Raw genomic sequence first — 16,587 nt, forward strand, 5'->3', positions numbered from 1 at the left:
ATGACACCACGACCACGCAGCAAGGCCCGCCAAGGCTGGCCGGCGAACCTCTATCCGAACCGCGATGGCTACAAGTACCGTCACCCGACCACAAAGAAGGAAACGTGGATGGGGACCGACAAGGCCAAGGCATTTGCCGCTGCCAAGAAGCTAAATGCGCTGCTGATGCCGACGAATGACCTAGTCGATCGGGTGATCGGCTCAAAGGAAACAGTCGCCGATGCAATTGCAGTGTTCCGCCGGGACGATATCCCTGGGCGGAAGTGGGCCCCGAAGACGGCCGAGGTGTATGAGAGCGTGATCCGTCGCATCGAAGCCGGCATAGGTGCTCGGCCGGTCGAACAGGTCACGGTCAAGGACTGCGCAGAGTTCATCCGCGCGGTCACGGCCTCCGATCGCGCGCGCCAACAGTTCCGCCTGGTGCTGGGCTGGATCCTAGGCTGCGCCGTACAGGAAGGTTGGATCGACACCAACCCGGTACTGGCCACCCGCCGGTTCCAGCACGAGAGAAAGCGAACTCGCCTAACGAAGGAGATTTACGACAGCGTCTGGGACCATGCCGAGCCATGGCTCCGGCTTGCGATGGACCTGTCACTGGTCACGCTGCTCCGGCGCGAGGACATCGTATCTCTCAAGTTCTCCGACGTGCGCGACGGCTTCCTGTGGGTCGTCCCTCAGAAAACCGAGGGTACTTCATTGGTGAAGTTGAAGATCAGGATCAGCGAACAGCTAGCCACTCTTCTCTCGCAGGCTCGCGACTCGGTGGTGTCCCCGTACGTGGTTCACCGGCTCCCTGACCGGGCTCGGCCATCGGACAAGCGTGCTTCAGCACGCGTGCACCACACCCAGGTCATGCCGGAGCAGCTGACCCGAGCGTTTCAGGATGCACGTGAGGCAGCGGGTGTCGCTGGCGACAATCCGCCAAGCTTCCATGAAATCCGAAGCCTGGGCGGCGCCTTGGTCCGCGATTCGGGCTGGACGACTGAAGAGGTGCAAGCATTGATGGGGCATGCTTCTAAGTCGATGACAGACCACTACCTGGATGGGCACGACGCCCCGTGGACGGAGGTAGCGCCCGCGCTCACGCTCGGCCGTTAGCTGAAAACGACCGGGGCGACCAGGTCGTCTCCTTCGCTCGCTCCTTCCGGTATGCACCGCGCTGAACCGTCAGCTCACGGATCGGAGCCTTCGCACAGGCTTCTCCTGATCCTCAACCCCGTACAACAGGCGCAATTCTTCGGGGTGCATATGGAGCGATTTGGCGAGCTCCCCCGCCGTGTAGCCAAGCTCCTGCAGGTGAAGGTTGACGATTTCTTTCAGTACCTTCGTTGGCTCACGTGCGACGGCAATGCTATCCGGCTCAGCGCGACGATATCCCATCGCGCTCATCTGCCTCCACAGGTATTGGGCTTGGCTTGGCTGCACAAGGCCAATGGACTGACAACGCATCAACAGCGAGGCCATCGAGACACGCCAAATTGGCTTAAGTGCCGCGAGCTTCTGAATCGTGATCCGATCGAGCAGGTACGGCCGTATGTCGCGCCGGGGCATCAACAGCGCGCTTGCGAACTGATTGGCCTCCTCCTCCATGGTTGACGAAGGAACGCTATGCATGACCAGATGGCCAAGTTCATGCGCAAGCGTAAAGCGCTGACGATCACCAGGGGCGTTGCTGTCGATGAAGATGCAGGGCGGGGCACCAAGCGTTCTGATGGTCAGCCCGTCAACGCCAATGGACGACATATCACATTCTATGACGACGATACCCGCGCGCTCGATGTGGTCGGTGAGGTTGTGCAGCGGGCCGTTGGGCAGGCCCCATGTTCGGCGCATCATCTCTGCGATCAGCTCGATGTCGCCATCGTACTCATCCGGATCAAGTGCCGGCAGAAGCAACTGCGCTTCGATATCTGCCGCAGCCAGCAACCGGCGGATATGCATGAGGCGGATGTTGAGGTCCGCTTCCAGCTTTTCTAATGCGCGGTTGCCCGTGCTCGCCTTTCGCCGATACATAGCATTACCGTGAAGGCTAATCGGCAGGCCGAAAGAGCGGTCAGACTCGAAAAAGATAGATTTTGGGAAATCGACCGCCGCAGCGAGCTTATCTACGACCTCGTCGGACGGGTCGGTGATCAGTCCCGCCTCGAGTTTCGATACCGCTGCTTGGGACACGCGTGCGTCAGCGGCTAGCTGCGACTGGCTCTTGCCCCGAGCCTGGCGCACGGTCCGAAGGATCTCTTTGTTGAAGGTGGACATCAGCTCTCACCGGATTCACCGGCCTTGTCATCGTTAGTTTTACGGCCCTTCAAACGCACCAAACCTGTGGATTTGACGGCGGGCATCGGCTGCAGCGGAGCATCAGGCTGGGCGGCGGGCAGGGAGCTTACCGAATCGTTGTCTATCAAGGAATAGGTCCACAGGATCGCCCCCCCTGCCCGGCCGACGACCAAAATGTCCGCAATATCAGTCTCATTGGGATTTAGACAGTACGTAACCTCCACGCGCTGCTGGGCGGCGACTCCTGTCAGCGGCAGCTGAGGGTCATGGAACGCGAGCGCCTCTTGGGTCGGGTAGTTCCTCGTAAGGCCCCCGCCGTCGGACTTTTTAAGTCGGAAGGCGACTGTGCCATCCACAAGGAAGTGGTAAGACTCGTGCTTGACGACCACCGACACGCCAGGAACGCCTTCCAGCGCCACGGCTGCGTAATGGGCCATCTGCTCCCAAACATAATTGGCGCGTCCGCGCCGACGCCAGTGACTGAGCTTAGACCCCCGCCAGTCCTCCCAGCCCGATGTAATGGCCGTCCTGAGCACCGGCTCAATCCGGTGGAGAGCTGACTTCACGACCTCGATTTTGGGGTGGGTCACTGGCGCACACCTGCAGGGGCAATGGATGACAGCCCCAGTGTATCAACTACATTTGCGACTGTAAATTATAACCAACTCTATAACCCGCATCCGGACAACTCTATTGGGACGACGGCGGATGCTTCGGCCCCTCTCCTCAACCGGGGCGACAACTGTCCGAAGCGTTGTCCGTGAGCCCTGACCGATACATTGATAGGGTGAGTACAGGGTGGGAATAGGGTGTAGAACGAAAAAAGGCTCGCACCGGTGAGTGCAAGCCTTTGATCTTAATACCAACAATGGTCGGGACGGCCGGATTTGAACCGACGACCCTCTGCCCCCCAGGCAGATGCGCTACCAGGCTGCGCTACGCCCCGATGCTGCTGGTACTGTCCCCGCCTCTCAGCGGGCCGACGAGTATAACGGTTTTATCGAAGAATTTGTTCAGCGACGAAGCAATTGCAGCACTTCTTCCAGCTCCATCCGCGTCTGCTTGATGATCTGGTTGCTCAGCGTCGATTCGTCGCGGGCACCGGCACCTTCCAGGCGCAGGCGCGCGCCGCCGATGGTGTAGCCCTGCTCGTAGAGCAGGCCGCGGATCTGGCGCACCATCAGCACGTCGTGGCGCTGGTAGTAGCGGCGGTTGCCGCGGCGCTTGGCCGGTTCCAGGCTGGGAAACTCGGTTTCCCAGTAGCGCAGCACGTGCGGTTTGACATCGCAAAGCTCGCTGACTTCACCAATGGTGAAGTAGCGCTTTGCCGGTATCGGCGGAAGTTCGCGGTTACTGCCCGGATCCAGCATATGCCTCTACCCTTTCCTTGAGCTTCTGGCCCGGACGGAAGGTAACCACCGTACGGGCGGAAATCGGAATTTCCTCGCCGGTTTTCGGGTTGCGACCCGGGCGCTGGTTCTTGCGCCGCAGGTCGAAATTGCCGAAGCCGGACAGCTTCACCTGACGTCCCTGTTCCAATGCCTCACGCAACACATCGAAGAACGCGTCGACAAATTCCTTGGCTTCGCGCTTGTTCAGACCCACTTCGTCGAACAGCTTTTCGGCCATCTCAGCCTTGGTCAATGCCATTCCTGCTACCCCCCATGCTGCCCGCTCAACCGCGGATCCGGGCGTGGTGTTCACGCTCCATGGCAGAGACAGCCTCAGCCACTACCGACTCCACGTCGCGGTCCGTCAGAGTGCGCGACTTGTCCTGCAAAATCAAGCCCATAGCGAGACTCTTGAAGCCCGGCTCGACCCCCTGGCCGACGTAGCGGTCGAACAGGGTCACCTGCCGCAGCAGCGGCCCGACGGCCCGGCGCAGGGTGGCTTCCAGGTCGGCCCAGGCGGCGGCTTCAGGCACCAGGAAGGCCAGGTCGCGGCGCACCGACGGGAAGCGCGACAGCTCGGCCGCACGCGGCAGCTGGCGGGCGGCCAGCGGGGCCAGGTCCAGCTCGAAGGCGAACACGTCCACGTCGATGTCCATGGCCTTGGCCAGGCGCGGGAGGATCTGACCGATCCAGCCCAGGCTTACGCCATCGCGCAGCACCTCGGCCGAACGCGCCGGGTGGCCGTAAGGGCGCTGTGAGGGCTGGAAGGTCAGCACCGCGCCGGAGGCGGCCGCCAGCGATTCCAGGTCACCCTTGAGGTCGTGGAAATCGACCTTGCGGGTGGCCAGGCCCCACTGCTGCGGGTCGGCGTCGCCACACACGGCGGCGGCCACGCGCTGGGTCTCCAGCGGTGCCGGGGTGCCCTCGCCTGCCTGCGGGTGGAAGCTGCGGCCCAGCTCGAACAGGCGCACCCGGCCCAGCTGGCGCGCGGCGTTGCGGCCCAGCGTGGCCACCAGGCCCGGCAGCAGCGACGGACGCATCACCGCCAGTTCGGCCGACAGCGGGTTGGCCAGCGCCACCACGTCTTCATGCAGCTGCCACTGGCCCAGCAGGCCGGCATCGACGAAGGCGTAATTGATGGTCTCCTGCAGGTCGCGCGCCACCAGCTGGCGACGCACGCTCAGGTCGTCAAGGCGTGTCTCGCTGGGCATGGCGATGCGCGAGGCACCGCCCGGCAGCGTGGTCGGGATCTGCTCGTAGCCGTGGATACGGGCCAGTTCTTCGATCAGGTCTTCTTCGATGGCGATGTCGAAGCGGCGGCTCGGCGCGGTCACCTGCCAGCCGTCGGCGCTGGCGACCACGTCCATGCCCAGCGCGCGCAGGATGCGCTCGACGTCGGCATCGGCGATCTGGATGCCGAGCACGCGGGCAATGCGCGCGCGGCGCAGGCCGATGCTGGCGGTCGCCGGCAGGTCGGCCTCACGTACCGCCTCGGTGACCGGCGCCGGCGTGCCGCCGGCCAGGTCCAGCACCAGGCGGGTGGCGTACTCGATCGCGGTGCGCGGCAGGGCCGGGTCCACGCCACGTTCGAAGCGGTGGCCCGCGTCGGTGTGCAGGCCCAGCTTGCGGCCACGGCCCATGATCGCGGCGGGCGCGAAATGCGCGGCCTCCAGGAACACGGCGGTGGTGTCGTCGGTGACCCGGGTGTCGAAGCCGCCCATCAGGCCGGCCAGCGCGATCGGGCGATCGGCGTCGGTGATGAGCAGGAAGCTGTCGTCCAGCGCGGCATCGCGGCCATCGAGCAGCTTCAGCGTTTCGCCGGCGCGCGAGCGACGCACGCCGATGCTGCCCTGCAAGGTGCCCAGGTCGAAGGCGTGCATCGGCTGGCCCAGTTCCAGCATCACGTACTGGGTGATGTCCACCAGCAGCGATACCGGACGCACGCCGCTGCGGCGCAGGCGCTCGGCCATCCACAACGGGGTGGCGGCGCGTGCGTTGATGCCTTCGATGACACGGCCCACGTAGCGCGGCGCTTCGGCACCGGCCGCCAGGTCGATCGTCAATTCGCGGGTACCCACCGCCGCAACCGGGGCTGCGTCGAACGGCACCACTTCACTGGCGCATGCAGCAGCCACGTCGAAGGCGATGCCGCGGATGCTGAAGCAGTCGGCGCGGTTGGGGGTCAGCTTGATCTCGATGCTGGCGTCGGGCAGCCCCAGGTACTCCACCAGGGTCTGGCCGACCGGCGCGTCATCGGGCAGTTCGAACAGGCCGGACGCGTCGCTGTCCAGGCCCAGTTCCCTGGCCGAGCACAGCATGCCGTTGGAGTCCACGCCGCGCAGCTTGGCCGGCTTGATCTTCAGCTCGCCGATCTGCGCACCGATCATCGCCAGCGGCGCAACCAGGCCCGGGCGCGCGTTCGGCGCGCCGCACACGATCTGCACGTGCTCGCCCTGCCCGGCATCGACCTGGCAGATCTGCAGGCGGTCGGCTTCGGGATGGCGCTCGGCCGACACGATGCGCGCCACCACCACGTGGTCCAGGCCCGCGCCGAGCGCGGTGACCTCTTCCACTTCCAGGCCGATGGCGGTCAGCACCGCGCCGAGTTCGTCGCGCGAAACCGAGGTGGGAACGTGGCTGCGCAGCCAGTTTTCAGAGAATTTCATGGTGTCACCCTGGTGGGCCCGGCGCATGCGCCTGGGCCGTGATGAATGGTGGTGCGTTGGGCGTTGCTGGATAGCCGGGCAGAGCCCGGCGCTACGCTGTACCGGCGTTACGCGAACTGCTTCAGGAACCGCACGTCGTTCTCGAAGAACGCGCGCAGGTCGTGGACGCCATACCGCAGCATCGCAAAGCGCTCCACGCCCATGCCGAAAGCAAAGCCGGTGTAGCGCTCCGGGTCGATGCCCACGTTGCGCAGCACGTTCGGGTGCACCATGCCGCAGCCGAGCACTTCCAGCCAGCGGGTGCTGCCATCGGGCTGCTGCCAGGCGATGTCCACTTCCGCGCCGGGTTCGACGAAGGGGAAGTAGCTGGGTCGGAAGCGCATCTCGAAATCGCGCTCGAAGAACGCGCGCACGAACTCGGACAAGGTGCCCTTGAGGTCGGCGAAGGTCGAATGCTCGTCGACCAGCAGGCCTTCAACCTGGTGGAACATCGGCGAATGGGTCTGGTCGCTGTCGCTGCGGTAGACCTTGCCGGCGGCGATCATGCGCAGCGGCGGCGCGTGGTCGCCCATGTAGCGCACCTGCACCCCGGAGGTATGCGTGCGCAGCAGGCGGCCGTCGCCGAAATAGAAGGTGTCGTGCATTGCACGGGCCGGGTGGTGCGGCGGGAAGTTCAACGCTTCGAAGTTGTGCCAGTCGTCTTCGATTTCCGGGCCTTCGGACACTTCATACCCGAGCCGGCCGAAGATCTCGGTGATGCGCTCCAGGGTACGAGTGACCGGATGCAGGCCAGCGCGATCAGCGCGGCGTCCCGGCAGGGTGATGTCGATGGATTCGGCCGCCAGGCGCGCGTCCAGCGCAGCGTCTTCCAGCACGGCCTTGCGGTCGGCCAGCGCGCTGGTGAGCGCGTCGCGGGAACGGTTGATGGCTTCACCGGCGGCCTTGCGCTCGTCGGCCGGCAATGCGCCAAGCTGCTTGAGCTGGGCGGTGATGCTGCCGTTCTTGCCGAGCAGTGCCACGCGCAGGGCTTCCAGCGCATCGGGGCTGCTGGCAGCGGCCACGTCGGCCAGTGCCTGGGTGGTCAGGGATTGGATGTCACTCATGGATAGCCGGAGCCTCGCGTCGGTATGCCATCGCGATACGCGTCGGGCCGACCCCCGTCGCCACCGCTGTCGATCGGGGGCACCGGGAGGGCCACCGCCAACACAAAAAAGAATGGGGAAGGACTTGCGCCCTTCCCCATGCATTTGCCTTACCCACCACCGCTGCGCGACTGCGGCAACGGCGGGGGAATGGACTTATGCCGCCAGCGCGCCCTTGGCCTTTTCGGCCAGTGCAGCAAAACCGGCTGCGTCGTGCACGGCGATGTCAGCCAGAACCTTACGGTCCAGGGTGATGCCGGACTTGAGCAGGCCATTCATGAAACGGCTGTAGCTCAGGCCGTTGATGCGGGCAGCCGCGTTGATGCGGGTGATCCACAGCGAACGGAAATTACGCTTCTTCTGCTTACGACCGATGTAGGCGTACTGCTGTGCCTTGATCACGGCCTGCTTGGCAACGCGGAAGACCTTGCGGCGAGCGTTGTAGTAACCCTTCGCCAGGGTCAGAATTTTCTTGTGGCGGCGACGCGCCTGTACGCCACGCTTTACTCGTGCCATGGGTCAGTCCTCAGAGGTAGGGAAGCATACGGTTCAAACGGCCTGCGTCTTCTGCACGAACATGGTTCGTCTGACGCAGATTGCGCTTCCGCTTGGTCGACTTCTTCGTGAGGATGTGGCTACGGTTGGCATGGCCAGCCTTGAACTTGCCGGAGGCGGTCTTGCGGAAACGCTTGGCCGCCGCCCGGTTGGTTTTGATCTTGGGCATTGCAATGTCCTTGATGATGTTTTGTCACTGACCAGGGCGGTGGCCTGCGCCACACTTTCCGTCCATGCCCTTGCCTGCTTGTAAGCCCGGGATCCCCGATGGGAACCAGGCCGGTCCTGTTGCCGTTGAAACAGCATGCCCGTTGCCGGGCTTGAAACCGTTCAAAACAGCGCCCCGCAAAACGGGGCCGCCCATTATGCCCGCGAACACGGGAGGTTGCAAACTGTTGATTGGGCGAATGTTTGCCGCGGGGCGGCCGAACCTGAACGGAACGGGCGCGAGCGCGAGCGCCGGCGTTGTGCCCGGCCGCGCGCGGAAAACGGCAGAAGGCGCCGTTGGGCGCCTGATGCGTGGTGCGCGGAGCGGTCAAGCCGACCAACGGTCGGCTCTACCCTCGCCACGGGGGCTGTGCAGCCGACCAACGGTCGGCTCTACCCCGCCGGTTCTGGCCAGGCCCGAGGGCCGGTTACTTCTTCTTCGGCGCGATCATCATGACCATCTGCCGGCCTTCAAGGCGCGGACGGGACTCGATCACGATGTCCTCACCCAGATCACCTTCGATCCGGTTGGCCATTTCGCGACCCAGTTCCTGATGGCTCATTTCACGGCCACGGAAGCGGATGTTGACCTTGATCTTGTCGCCCTCTTCCAGGAAACCGCGCATCTTGCGCAGCTTGATCTGGTAGTCGCCTTCATCGGTGACCGGACGGAACTTCACTTCCTTGATCTCGACCTGCTTGGTCTTCTTCTTGGCCTCGTTGGCCTTCTTCTGCGCTTCGAACTTGAACTTGCCGAAGTCCATGATCTTGCACACCGGCGGATCAGCCTGCGGCTGAATCTCGACCAGGTCCAGACCTTCGTCTTCGGCCATCGACAGCGCTTCGTCACGCGTCAACACGCCAATCATTTCTCCGTCGCTGCCGATCACGCGTACGCGCGGCACCCGGATTTCCTGATTCTTGCGGTTCTGTTTGTTGTCAGGGGTACTGATATTGCAATCTCCCAGAGGAATCAAACCGGCCCCTGGCGGATCATCCGCAGGGCCGGGACTTTCTTACACGGACTGTTCTGCCTGCAACCGCTCGATGAAGGCCTGGACGGACATGCTGCCCAGATCTTCGCCAGAGCGCGTACGCACGGCCACGGCGCCATTTTCCTTCTCACGGTCGCCAACCACCAGCAGGTACGGGACCCGCTGCAGCGTATGCTCGCGAATCTTATAACCGATCTTCTCATTGCGCAAATCGGCGTTTACCCGGAAGCCTTGATCTGCAAGGGTTTTCCGGACTTCGCTCACGTATTCAGCCTGGGCGTCGGTGATATTGGCCACCACCACCTGGGTCGGGGCCAGCCAGGACGGGAAGGACCCGGCGTGGTGCTCGATCAGGATGCCGATGAAACGCTCCATCGAACCGACGATGGCCCGGTGCAGCATGACCGGGTGCTTCTTCTGGCTGTTTTCGTCCACGTACTCGGCGCCGAGGCGGCCGGGCATCATGAAATCGACCTGCATGGTGCCCAGCTGCCAGGTACGGCCGATGGCGTCCTTGAGGTGGTACTCGATCTTCGGGCCGTAGAAGGCGCCCTCGCCCGGCAGCTCCTGCCATTCCACGCCACAGTTGCCCAGCGCCGAACGCAGCGCGGCTTCGGCCTTGTCCCAGGTGGCGTCATCGCCCAGGCGCTTCTCCGGGCGCAGTGCGATCTTGATCTGGATGTCCTCGAAACCGAAGGTCGTGTACACCGCCAGCGCCTGCTGGTGGAAGGCCGTCACTTCGGCTTCGATCTGCGACTCGGTGCAGAACACGTGGCCGTCGTCCTGGGTGAAACCACGCACGCGCAGGATGCCATGCAGCGCACCGGACGGCTCGTTGCGGTGGCACGACCCGAACTCGCCGTAGCGGATCGGCAGGTCGCGGTAGCTGTGCAGGCCCTGGTTGAACACCTGGATGTGGCCCGGGCAGTTCATCGGCTTGACCGCGTAGGTGCGCTTCTCCGATTCGGTGAAGAACATGTTTTCCTGGTAGTTGTCCCAGTGGCCGGACTTCTGCCACAGCGACACGTCCAGGATCTGCGGGCAGCGCACTTCACCGTAGCCGCTGTCGCGGTAGACACGGCGCATGTGCTGCTCGACCACCTGCCACAGCGCCCAGCCCTTGGGGTGCCAGAACACCAGGCCCGGGGCCTCTTCCTGCAGGTGGAACAGCTCCTGCTGCTTGCCGATGCGGCGGTGATCGCGCATTTCGGCTTCTTCGATGCGCTTGATGTAGGCCTCAAGCTGCTTCTTGTCGGCCCAGGCGGTGCCGTAGATACGCTGCAGCTGCTCGTTCTTGGCGTCGCCGCGCCAGTAGGCGCCGGAAATGCGGGTCAGCTTGAAGGCCTTCAGGAAGCGCGTGTTGGGCACGTGCGGGCCGCGGCACATGTCCACGTATTCCTGGTGGTAGTACATGCCCATGGCCTGGATGTCCGGGGACATGTCCTCGATCAGGCGCAGCTTGTAGTCCTCGCCACGCGCCTTGAAGATCTCGATGACCTCCGCACGCGGGGTGACCTTCTTGATGACGTCGTAGTCCTGCGCGATCAGCTCGCCCATGCGCTTTTCGATGGCGGCCATGTCGTCCGGGGTAAACGGGCGCTCGGAGTAGATGTCGTAGTAGAAGCCTTCGGCGATGACCGGGCCGATCACCATCTTGACGTCCGGGTACAGCTGCTTGACCGCATGGCCGACCAGATGCGCGGCGGAGTGGCGGATGATCTCAACGCCCTCCTCGTCCTTGGCGGTGATGATGCGCAGGGTCGCGTCGCGATCGATCACGTCGCTGGCATCGACCAGCACGCCGTCGACCGAACCGGCGATGGTGGCCTTGGCCAGGCCCGCGCCGATCGACTGGGCGACGTCCATGACACTGACGGGGTTTTCGAACTCACGGCGGCTGCCGTCGGGAAGCGTGATCGCGATCATGACTGGGCTTTTTCTGATGGGCCTGCAACGCAGGCCGGGGAATCGGAGGTGGAACAGAGGCAACGGCAGCACGCCGCTCGGCCATAAAAAAAGCGCCACGAAGGCGCCTGCAAGGGGCCGTCGGGAGCGTTCAGCGGTGGGCGATGGTAGTGCTCATGTCGCACGCTGGACCGGCGCTGGGCGCGGGCCACCTTGTTGCCTGGAGGGATACCCTGCCGATCTTAAACCAACGCGCGGATTTTTGCGCCTGCACCGCCCGGGCAGACGCCTGAACGTGCAGCTGTGGCGGACCAAAACGACAATGATTACCATGCGCAGCGGTCCGTGCGACACGTGGCCCCGCCTTTCCCCCAAGGATTCCCCCATGGCCTCCGCTGCCCGTCCAACGTGCCTCCCGTGCTGAGCGGCAACACGCTTGCCCTGCTGTACTGCGGCGTCGCCGGCGCAGCGTCTGCGTTTTCGGCGCTGGCCTTCTATGCCGCGTCGGCGCACTGCCGCTGGCCGCGGCTGCGCCGCGCCGGGCGGCTGGGCCGGCAGATCGGGCTGGTGGCCGCCGCCACCTCGTTGTGGCTGTGGATGGGCCAACTGGGTCTGGCCACCGGGCTGTGCGTGACGTTGGCCGGGTGGATGCTGACCGCGCTGATCCTGCCCTACCTGGCCGCCTGGACGCGTCCCGAGCGTGAGGCGCGCCCCTGATGTGGGCGCGTGCGCTGGCCGGGCTGGTGGCCGGGTTCTTCGTGGCCGCCGCGGGCGCCGGACTGGTGGCGTGGCTGCCGCCCGGCCCGTGGCAGAGCGCCATCGTGCCCAGCCTGATCACCTTCATTCCGTTCTGGATGCTGGCCGCCCTGTGGGCCTTCGCGTTCCGCAGCGGCGTGCGCGCCTGGGCAGCGCTGGGCACCAGCGCACTGGCCGGCTTTGCCCTGTTGTGGCTGCTGCGCGCCGCCCAGCTGGTGCAGTAAAGGAACGTCGATGAAATTCAGTTCGCTCACCCTGCGCACCTTCACCACGCTGCATACCTGGGTTGGCCTGGTGGCCGGCTTCGCGCTGTTCGTGGCGTTCTATGCCGGCGCGATCACCGTGTTCCACCATGATCTGCCGCTGTGGCAGTCGCCGCAGGCGATGACCCGGCCCGCGCAGACCCTGGACGACGCGCAGCGCCTGCTGGATGGCGTGCTGGCCCGGCACCCGGAAGCACGCCAGCACCTGGGCATGACCTTCCCCGGCGCCGAGACCCCGCAATCGGTGGCCTATTGGCAGGACGCCAAGGGCACCTGGCTGTTCGCCTGGGCCGATCACTACGATGGCAGCCCTACCCCGCCCCAGGCCGGGCTGGCCGAGCTCGTCAACGAACTGCACTACACCCTGGGCCTGCCGGTGGCCGGCATCTACCTGATGGGCGTGGTCAGCCTGCTGTATGGCCTGGCACTGCTGTCCGGGCTGGTGATCCACCTGCCCAAGCTGGTCGGCGACCTGTTCGCGCTGCGCCCAGGCCGCAACCTGAAGCAGATGTGGCAGGACGCGCACAACGTGATCGGCGTGCTCAGCCTGCCGTTCCACCTGCTGTTTGCGGTGACCGGCGCGCTGCTGTGCCTGGTGTTCCTGCAGATGGCCGCGCTCAACCCGCTGATCTACGACGGCAAGCTGCTGGCCGCGCTGCCGGCGGCGATGGATACCGCGCCGATCCGCGCGGCCGCCGGCGAGCCGGTCCGGGCCGGCAGCCTGGCCATGCTGCATGCCCGTGCGATCGCCGTGGCCAACGACCAGGGCCAGGCGCGCTTCGAACCGGCCTACCTGAAGCTGGCCAACGCCGGCGATGCCAACGCGGTGATCGAGATCACCGGCGACGGCGGGGTGTCCTTGGGCCCGCTGGGCGCCGTGGCGCTGGACGCCAACACCGGCGACGTCCTGCACACCCAGTTGCCGGGCCGGCGCGACGCCAACCACGCCACGCTGGCGGCCGCCTATGCACTGCATTTCGGCGAGTACGGCAACGCCCTGGTGCCTTGGCTGTACTTCGCGCTGGGCCTGGGCGGCGCCTTCCTGTTCTATTCGGGCAACCTGCTGTGGATCGAGTCGCGGCGCAAGCGCCGCCAGCAGGCCCAGGGCCGCGCCCAGATCAACATGGCGCGCGCCACGGTCGGGGTTTGCATCGGTCTGTGCGTGGCCATTTCGGCCGCGTTCGTCGGCGTGCAGGTGCTGGAGCACCTGGCCCCTGCGCATGCCGATGCGGGCATGCGCTGGATCTGTTTCCTGGTTTGGGGCGGCTGCGCCCTGTGGGCGGCGCTGCGCGCGCCGTGGCAGGCCGCACGCGAGCTGCTGTGGGCCGCGGCAATCGTCACCGCGCTGATCCCGCTGGTGCATGGCGCGATGAGCGGGCTGTGGCTGTGGACCAGCGCGCAGCGCGGCTACTGGCCGCTGTTCTGGGTGGACGGGGTGGCGTTGGCCATGGCCATCGGGTTCGCCACGATGGCGCGCGCCAGCAGCCGGCGCGCGATCCATGGCGAGCCGAACAGCGTGTGGGCGCGACCGCAGCGTCTGGCCACGCCCGCGCCGTAACCGCGACGCGGCGCCCCGTGCGCGGCGCCCTCGCCCACCGGAGCCCTTGTGCGGGCGGGCTTTCAGAAACCTTCAGGCGTTCTTCCAGCACTTCAGTCGCCTCCGTGGCGTAGTCGGGCTCCCCTTCCAGGAGTCCGACCATGCCCACCCGTTCCTACCGATGCGCCGCCCTGCTCCTGTCCTGGCTCGCCTGCCTGCCACTGGCGGGCAGGGCCGCGCCGCCCTCACCGGATCCCGCCCCACTGGCCGCCCTGGAAGCGGCCATCGCCACCGGAGACATCAAGCAGGTCACCAGCGTGCTGCTGATGGTGGACGGACAGATCGCCTACGAGCACTACTTCAACGGGGCCAGCGCCGACACGCTGCATGATGTGCGCTCGGCCAGCAAAAGCGTCACCGCGATGCTGGTCGGCGCGGCCATCGGCGATGGCCACCTGCCGGGGGTGAACGCGCGGGTCTACGACTACTTTCCCGAGTACACCGCCACCCACCCGGTCGATCCTCGCCTGCGCGCGACCACGATTGAAGACCTGCTCACCATGAGCAGCCTCTGGGAGTGCGACGACGAGAACGCGTTCTCGGCCGGCAACGAAGAGCGCATGTACGTCACCGAGCGCTGGCTGGACTTCGCCCTGGCGCTGCCGGTGAAGGGCTTCGCCCCGTGGATGACGCGCCCGCAGGACAGTCCGCATGGGCGTGCCCACGCCTACTGCACGGCCAATTCGTTCGTGCTGGGCGCCGTGCTGGAACGCGCCACGAAGCAGCCACTGGCCGACTATGCCGCGCAGGCGCTGGAGCGTCCGCTGGGGATCACCGCCAGCCGGTGGAACCGTTCGCCGGAAGGCATCGGCATGGGCGGCGGCGGTACCCGCTACCGCAGCCGCGACCTGGCACGCCTGGGCGCGCTGGTGCTGGCCGGTGGACGCTGGCAGGGCAAGGCGCTGATCCCGGCCGACTACGTGGCCGCGATGCTCAGCGCACAGGCCAGCACCGGCGATGGCAGCGACTACGGGTACCAGTGGTGGGGCCTGAAACTGCCCGTGCAGGGCCGCGAGACGACGCTGTGGGCGATGTCCGGCAACGGCGGCAACTACGTGTTCGTGATCCCGGACAGGAAGCTGGTGGCGGTCATCACCAGCACGGCCTACAACCGCAGCTACGCCCACCCGCAGTCGCGGCGCATCCTCACCGGGTTCCTGCTGCCCGCGCTGGACTGAGCCCCTCCAGCTCGCCTGGCCGCCACGCGGCGGCCAGGACCTGCGCGCGCTGCGCAGCGACATCCGCGTCGATCCGGGCCAGCAACGGCGGCCACCCGGGTGCCGTGCGCAGCGGCGCGAACAGCGGGGTCGCGCGCAGCCAGTCGGCATCGCGGAAGCCTGTGTCCACCGCACGCTGCAGATCAGCCACGGCAGCCTCCGCGTTGCCCTGCGCCTGGTGCAGCAGGGCGCGTTCGAGGGCCATGTCCGACCAGCCATCGCCGGCCTCGCCGGCCTGCGCCTGTAGCTGCGCGGCGATCCACGCCGGTGTGGCCGGCACGGTGCCGTACAGACCGGCCAGGGTCTGCCCCATCGACTGCTGCGGACGCAGCGCCCGGCCGCGCTCGAAGGCCTGCGCCGCGCCCGCGGGGTCGCCCTGCATCAGCAGCATCTCGCCCTGCAGGCGGAACAACTGGGGATGCGGCGTACCGCGCGCAAGCGCCTGCTGCAGCGCCACCCGTGCCCGGTCCGCATCGCCCATGAGCAGCAGGCTGCGCGGCCAGGCGATGTTGGCGAACACGTTGTCGGGGAACAGCTGGAAGTTGCGTTCGTGGCGACGCGCAGCGGCGTCGGTGAAGCCGAGCAGTTCCAGCTCGCGCGCGACCTGCACCTCGCGGAAACGGACCCGTTCGGGCGCGCGCAGCGACAGGTTGGCCTGCAGTGCCTGTGCAAGGTGGCCTTGTTCCTGCTGCAGGTAGGCCAGCGAGGCGCGCGTGCGCTCATCGTCCGGGTCGCGCTGCAGCGCCCGCTGGTAATCGGCGATCGCGCGCGGCATCGACCCCAGGCAGTCATGCGCGTAACCGCGTGCAGCGAATGCGGCGGCATCGTCCGGTGCCGCGCGCAGCACCCGGTCCGCTTCGACCACGGCCTGCTGCGCACGCTCGGCCGGACCATTGAACAGGCAGGTATCGGCTGCCAGCGCACGTGCCAGCCCGCGTCGTGCGGCAGGCAGGTCCGGGTCGACCTGCAGCGCCTGCCGGTACAGCGCGATGGCGCGCGCGTTGTTGCTGGCCTGGCCGATGTCGGCGTAGTGATCGGCACGCTGTAGCAGCGGGTCGGCCGGGGAGCGCGGCACGGCGGTGGGCCAGGCCACGACGGCCACGGCGGCGGCAACCACCACCGCACTGGCTGCGGCGGCGGACGCGCGCCATCCCCAGCGCCGCGTCAGGGGCGGTGCCTGATCTGCGGGTGCGGCGTGCGCGACCGGCTGCACTGGCGCGCAGAGCTGGTAGCCACGGCCGCGGACCGAGCGCACATAGCGCGGGCTGCGGCTGTCATCGCCCAGCGCCTGGCGCAGCAGCTTCACCCGCTGGCTGATCGCGTCTTCGCCGACCACGGCCGGGGCCCACACCTGCGCGGCGAGGGTATCGAAGCTCACCACGTTGGTACCGTGTGCCAGCAGGCAATCGAGCAGCCGCCAACTCAGCCCGCTGACCGGCAGAACGGCATCGCCGCGCCGCACCTGTTGCAGGGCGCGGTCGATGTCCAGGTCCAGCAGGCGCACGGTCTCCATGCGGCCAAGCATAGGGCACCGCGCAACCGCCCCACAGGTGCCGTTGGTCTCCCGCCATGCAACGCGCGCCTGCTCACCGTGCATTGCCGGTGGCGGCGGTAAC

General features: G+C 66.2%; 16 protein-coding genes and 1 tRNA gene. 5 read left to right on the forward strand and 12 right to left on the reverse strand.

All coding sequences use genetic code 11. The annotated features are described in order from the left end of the window. Complete coding sequence (locus tag GQ674_RS12835; protein ID WP_159497398.1) at nucleotides 1–1,098, forward strand: tyrosine-type recombinase/integrase; 1,098 nt, start codon at nucleotides 1–3, stop codon at nucleotides 1,096–1,098. A gap of 69 nt (nucleotides 1,099–1,167) precedes the next feature. On the opposite strand, the gene GQ674_RS12840 is transcribed toward GQ674_RS12835, so the two are convergent. The 11 genes from GQ674_RS12840 to thrS form a co-directional block, all read right to left on the reverse strand. Next, nucleotides 1,168–2,256: an ImmA/IrrE family metallo-endopeptidase gene (locus GQ674_RS12840; RefSeq protein WP_159497399.1), complete on the reverse strand. Its 1,089-nt coding sequence runs from the start codon at nucleotides 2,254–2,256 to the stop codon at nucleotides 1,168–1,170. Beyond that, complete coding sequence (locus tag GQ674_RS12845; protein ID WP_159497400.1) at nucleotides 2,256–2,867, reverse strand: hypothetical protein; 612 nt, start codon at nucleotides 2,865–2,867, stop codon at nucleotides 2,256–2,258. The genes GQ674_RS12840 and GQ674_RS12845 overlap by 1 nt, the downstream gene beginning before the upstream one ends. Before the next feature lie 279 nt (nucleotides 2,868–3,146). Beyond that, nucleotides 3,147–3,223 (reverse strand) — tRNA-Pro (locus GQ674_RS12850). Nucleotides 3,224–3,290: 67 nt separating this feature from the next. Then, on the reverse strand, nucleotides 3,291–3,647 hold the full coding sequence (locus GQ674_RS12855; protein WP_038687283.1) for a MerR family transcriptional regulator: 357 nt from the start codon (nucleotides 3,645–3,647) through the stop codon (nucleotides 3,291–3,293). Further along, entirely contained in the window at nucleotides 3,628–3,927 is a 300-nt protein-coding gene (locus GQ674_RS12860) for an integration host factor subunit alpha (RefSeq protein ID WP_005410432.1), read from the reverse strand. Before GQ674_RS12860 ends, GQ674_RS12855 begins: the two co-directional genes overlap by 20 nt. Before the next feature lie 25 nt (nucleotides 3,928–3,952). Further along, on the reverse strand, nucleotides 3,953–6,334 hold the full coding sequence (gene pheT / locus GQ674_RS12865; protein ID WP_159497401.1) for a phenylalanine--tRNA ligase subunit beta: 2,382 nt from the start codon (nucleotides 6,332–6,334) through the stop codon (nucleotides 3,953–3,955). Nucleotides 6,335–6,441: 107 nt separating this feature from the next. After that, the gene (locus GQ674_RS12870; RefSeq protein ID WP_159497402.1) at nucleotides 6,442–7,437 is read right to left on the reverse strand and encodes a phenylalanine--tRNA ligase subunit alpha; all 996 of its coding nucleotides are present in this window, start codon (nucleotides 7,435–7,437) and stop codon (nucleotides 6,442–6,444) included. A gap of 195 nt (nucleotides 7,438–7,632) precedes the next feature. Beyond that, on the reverse strand, nucleotides 7,633–7,992 hold the full coding sequence (rplT, locus tag GQ674_RS12875; RefSeq protein ID WP_017355264.1) for a 50S ribosomal protein L20: 360 nt from the start codon (nucleotides 7,990–7,992) through the stop codon (nucleotides 7,633–7,635). Between the two features lie 10 nt (nucleotides 7,993–8,002). Next, nucleotides 8,003–8,200 (reverse strand): 50S ribosomal protein L35, encoded by a 198-nt coding sequence (gene rpmI / locus GQ674_RS12880; RefSeq protein ID WP_017355265.1) that lies wholly within the window; start codon nucleotides 8,198–8,200, stop codon nucleotides 8,003–8,005. Between the two features lie 466 nt (nucleotides 8,201–8,666). Further along, a complete protein-coding gene (gene infC / locus GQ674_RS12885) occupies nucleotides 8,667–9,206 on the reverse strand; it encodes a translation initiation factor IF-3 (protein ID WP_172407481.1) in 540 nt (179 codons plus the stop codon). A gap of 48 nt (nucleotides 9,207–9,254) precedes the next feature. Next, nucleotides 9,255–11,159 (reverse strand): threonine--tRNA ligase, encoded by a 1,905-nt coding sequence (thrS, locus tag GQ674_RS12890; protein WP_159497403.1) that lies wholly within the window; start codon nucleotides 11,157–11,159, stop codon nucleotides 9,255–9,257. Nucleotides 11,160–11,546: 387 nt separating this feature from the next. Between thrS and GQ674_RS12895 the strand changes: the two genes are divergently transcribed. The 4 genes from GQ674_RS12895 to GQ674_RS12910 all read left to right on the forward strand — a co-directional run bounded on the left by GQ674_RS12895 (nucleotide 11,547) and on the right by GQ674_RS12910 (nucleotide 14,932). Continuing rightward, nucleotides 11,547–11,855, forward strand: a complete 309-nt coding sequence (locus GQ674_RS12895; RefSeq protein WP_236546078.1) for a hypothetical protein — start codon at nucleotides 11,547–11,549, stop codon at nucleotides 11,853–11,855. Continuing rightward, nucleotides 11,855–12,118 carry a hypothetical protein gene (locus tag GQ674_RS12900; RefSeq protein ID WP_159497404.1) on the forward strand — a complete coding sequence of 88 codons (264 nt, stop codon included), beginning with the start codon at nucleotides 11,855–11,857 and terminating at the stop codon, nucleotides 12,116–12,118. The genes GQ674_RS12895 and GQ674_RS12900 overlap by 1 nt, the downstream gene beginning before the upstream one ends. A 10-nt stretch (nucleotides 12,119–12,128) precedes the next feature. Next, entirely contained in the window at nucleotides 12,129–13,715 is a 1,587-nt protein-coding gene (locus GQ674_RS12905; protein WP_159497405.1) for a PepSY-associated TM helix domain-containing protein, read from the forward strand. A gap of 140 nt (nucleotides 13,716–13,855) precedes the next feature. Further along, entirely contained in the window at nucleotides 13,856–14,932 is a 1,077-nt protein-coding gene (locus tag GQ674_RS12910) for a serine hydrolase (RefSeq protein ID WP_159497406.1), read from the forward strand. Here GQ674_RS12910 and GQ674_RS12915 read toward each other — a convergent pair. Beyond that, entirely contained in the window at nucleotides 14,901–16,484 is a 1,584-nt protein-coding gene (locus GQ674_RS12915; RefSeq protein ID WP_236546079.1) for a winged helix-turn-helix transcriptional regulator, read from the reverse strand. The genes GQ674_RS12910 and GQ674_RS12915 overlap by 32 nt on opposite strands. Between the last annotated feature and the right edge of the window lie 103 nt (nucleotides 16,485–16,587).

It is taken from the genome of Stenotrophomonas sp. 364 (assembly GCF_009832905.1).
GTDB lineage: Bacteria > Pseudomonadota > Gammaproteobacteria > Xanthomonadales > Xanthomonadaceae > Stenotrophomonas > Stenotrophomonas maltophilia_AP.

Excerpts from the sequence above, each read along its gene's own strand:
- GQ674_RS12835 (WP_159497398.1), top strand. The coding sequence starts at position 1 with ATGACACCACGACCACGCAGCAAGGCCCGCCAAGGCTGGCCGGCGAAC.
- GQ674_RS12840 (WP_159497399.1), bottom strand. The coding sequence starts at position 2,256 with ATGTCCACCTTCAACAAAGAGATCCTTCGGACCGTGCGCCAGGCTCGG.
- GQ674_RS12855 (WP_038687283.1), bottom strand. The coding sequence starts at position 3,647 with ATGCTGGATCCGGGCAGTAACCGCGAACTTCCGCCGATACCGGCAAAG.
- GQ674_RS12860 (WP_005410432.1), bottom strand. The coding sequence starts at position 3,927 with ATGGCATTGACCAAGGCTGAGATGGCCGAAAAGCTGTTCGACGAAGTG.
- pheT (WP_159497401.1), bottom strand. The coding sequence starts at position 6,334 with ATGAAATTCTCTGAAAACTGGCTGCGCAGCCACGTTCCCACCTCGGTT.
- GQ674_RS12870 (WP_159497402.1), bottom strand. The coding sequence starts at position 7,437 with ATGAGTGACATCCAATCCCTGACCACCCAGGCACTGGCCGACGTGGCC.
- rplT (WP_017355264.1), bottom strand. The coding sequence starts at position 7,992 with ATGGCACGAGTAAAGCGTGGCGTACAGGCGCGTCGCCGCCACAAGAAA.
- rpmI (WP_017355265.1), bottom strand. The coding sequence starts at position 8,200 with ATGCCCAAGATCAAAACCAACCGGGCGGCGGCCAAGCGTTTCCGCAAG.
- thrS (WP_159497403.1), bottom strand. The coding sequence starts at position 11,159 with ATGATCGCGATCACGCTTCCCGACGGCAGCCGCCGTGAGTTCGAAAAC.
- GQ674_RS12900 (WP_159497404.1), top strand. The coding sequence starts at position 11,855 with ATGTGGGCGCGTGCGCTGGCCGGGCTGGTGGCCGGGTTCTTCGTGGCC.
- GQ674_RS12905 (WP_159497405.1), top strand. The coding sequence starts at position 12,129 with ATGAAATTCAGTTCGCTCACCCTGCGCACCTTCACCACGCTGCATACC.
- GQ674_RS12910 (WP_159497406.1), top strand. The coding sequence starts at position 13,856 with ATGCCCACCCGTTCCTACCGATGCGCCGCCCTGCTCCTGTCCTGGCTC.
- GQ674_RS12915 (WP_236546079.1), bottom strand. The coding sequence starts at position 16,484 with ATGGAGACCGTGCGCCTGCTGGACCTGGACATCGACCGCGCCCTGCAA.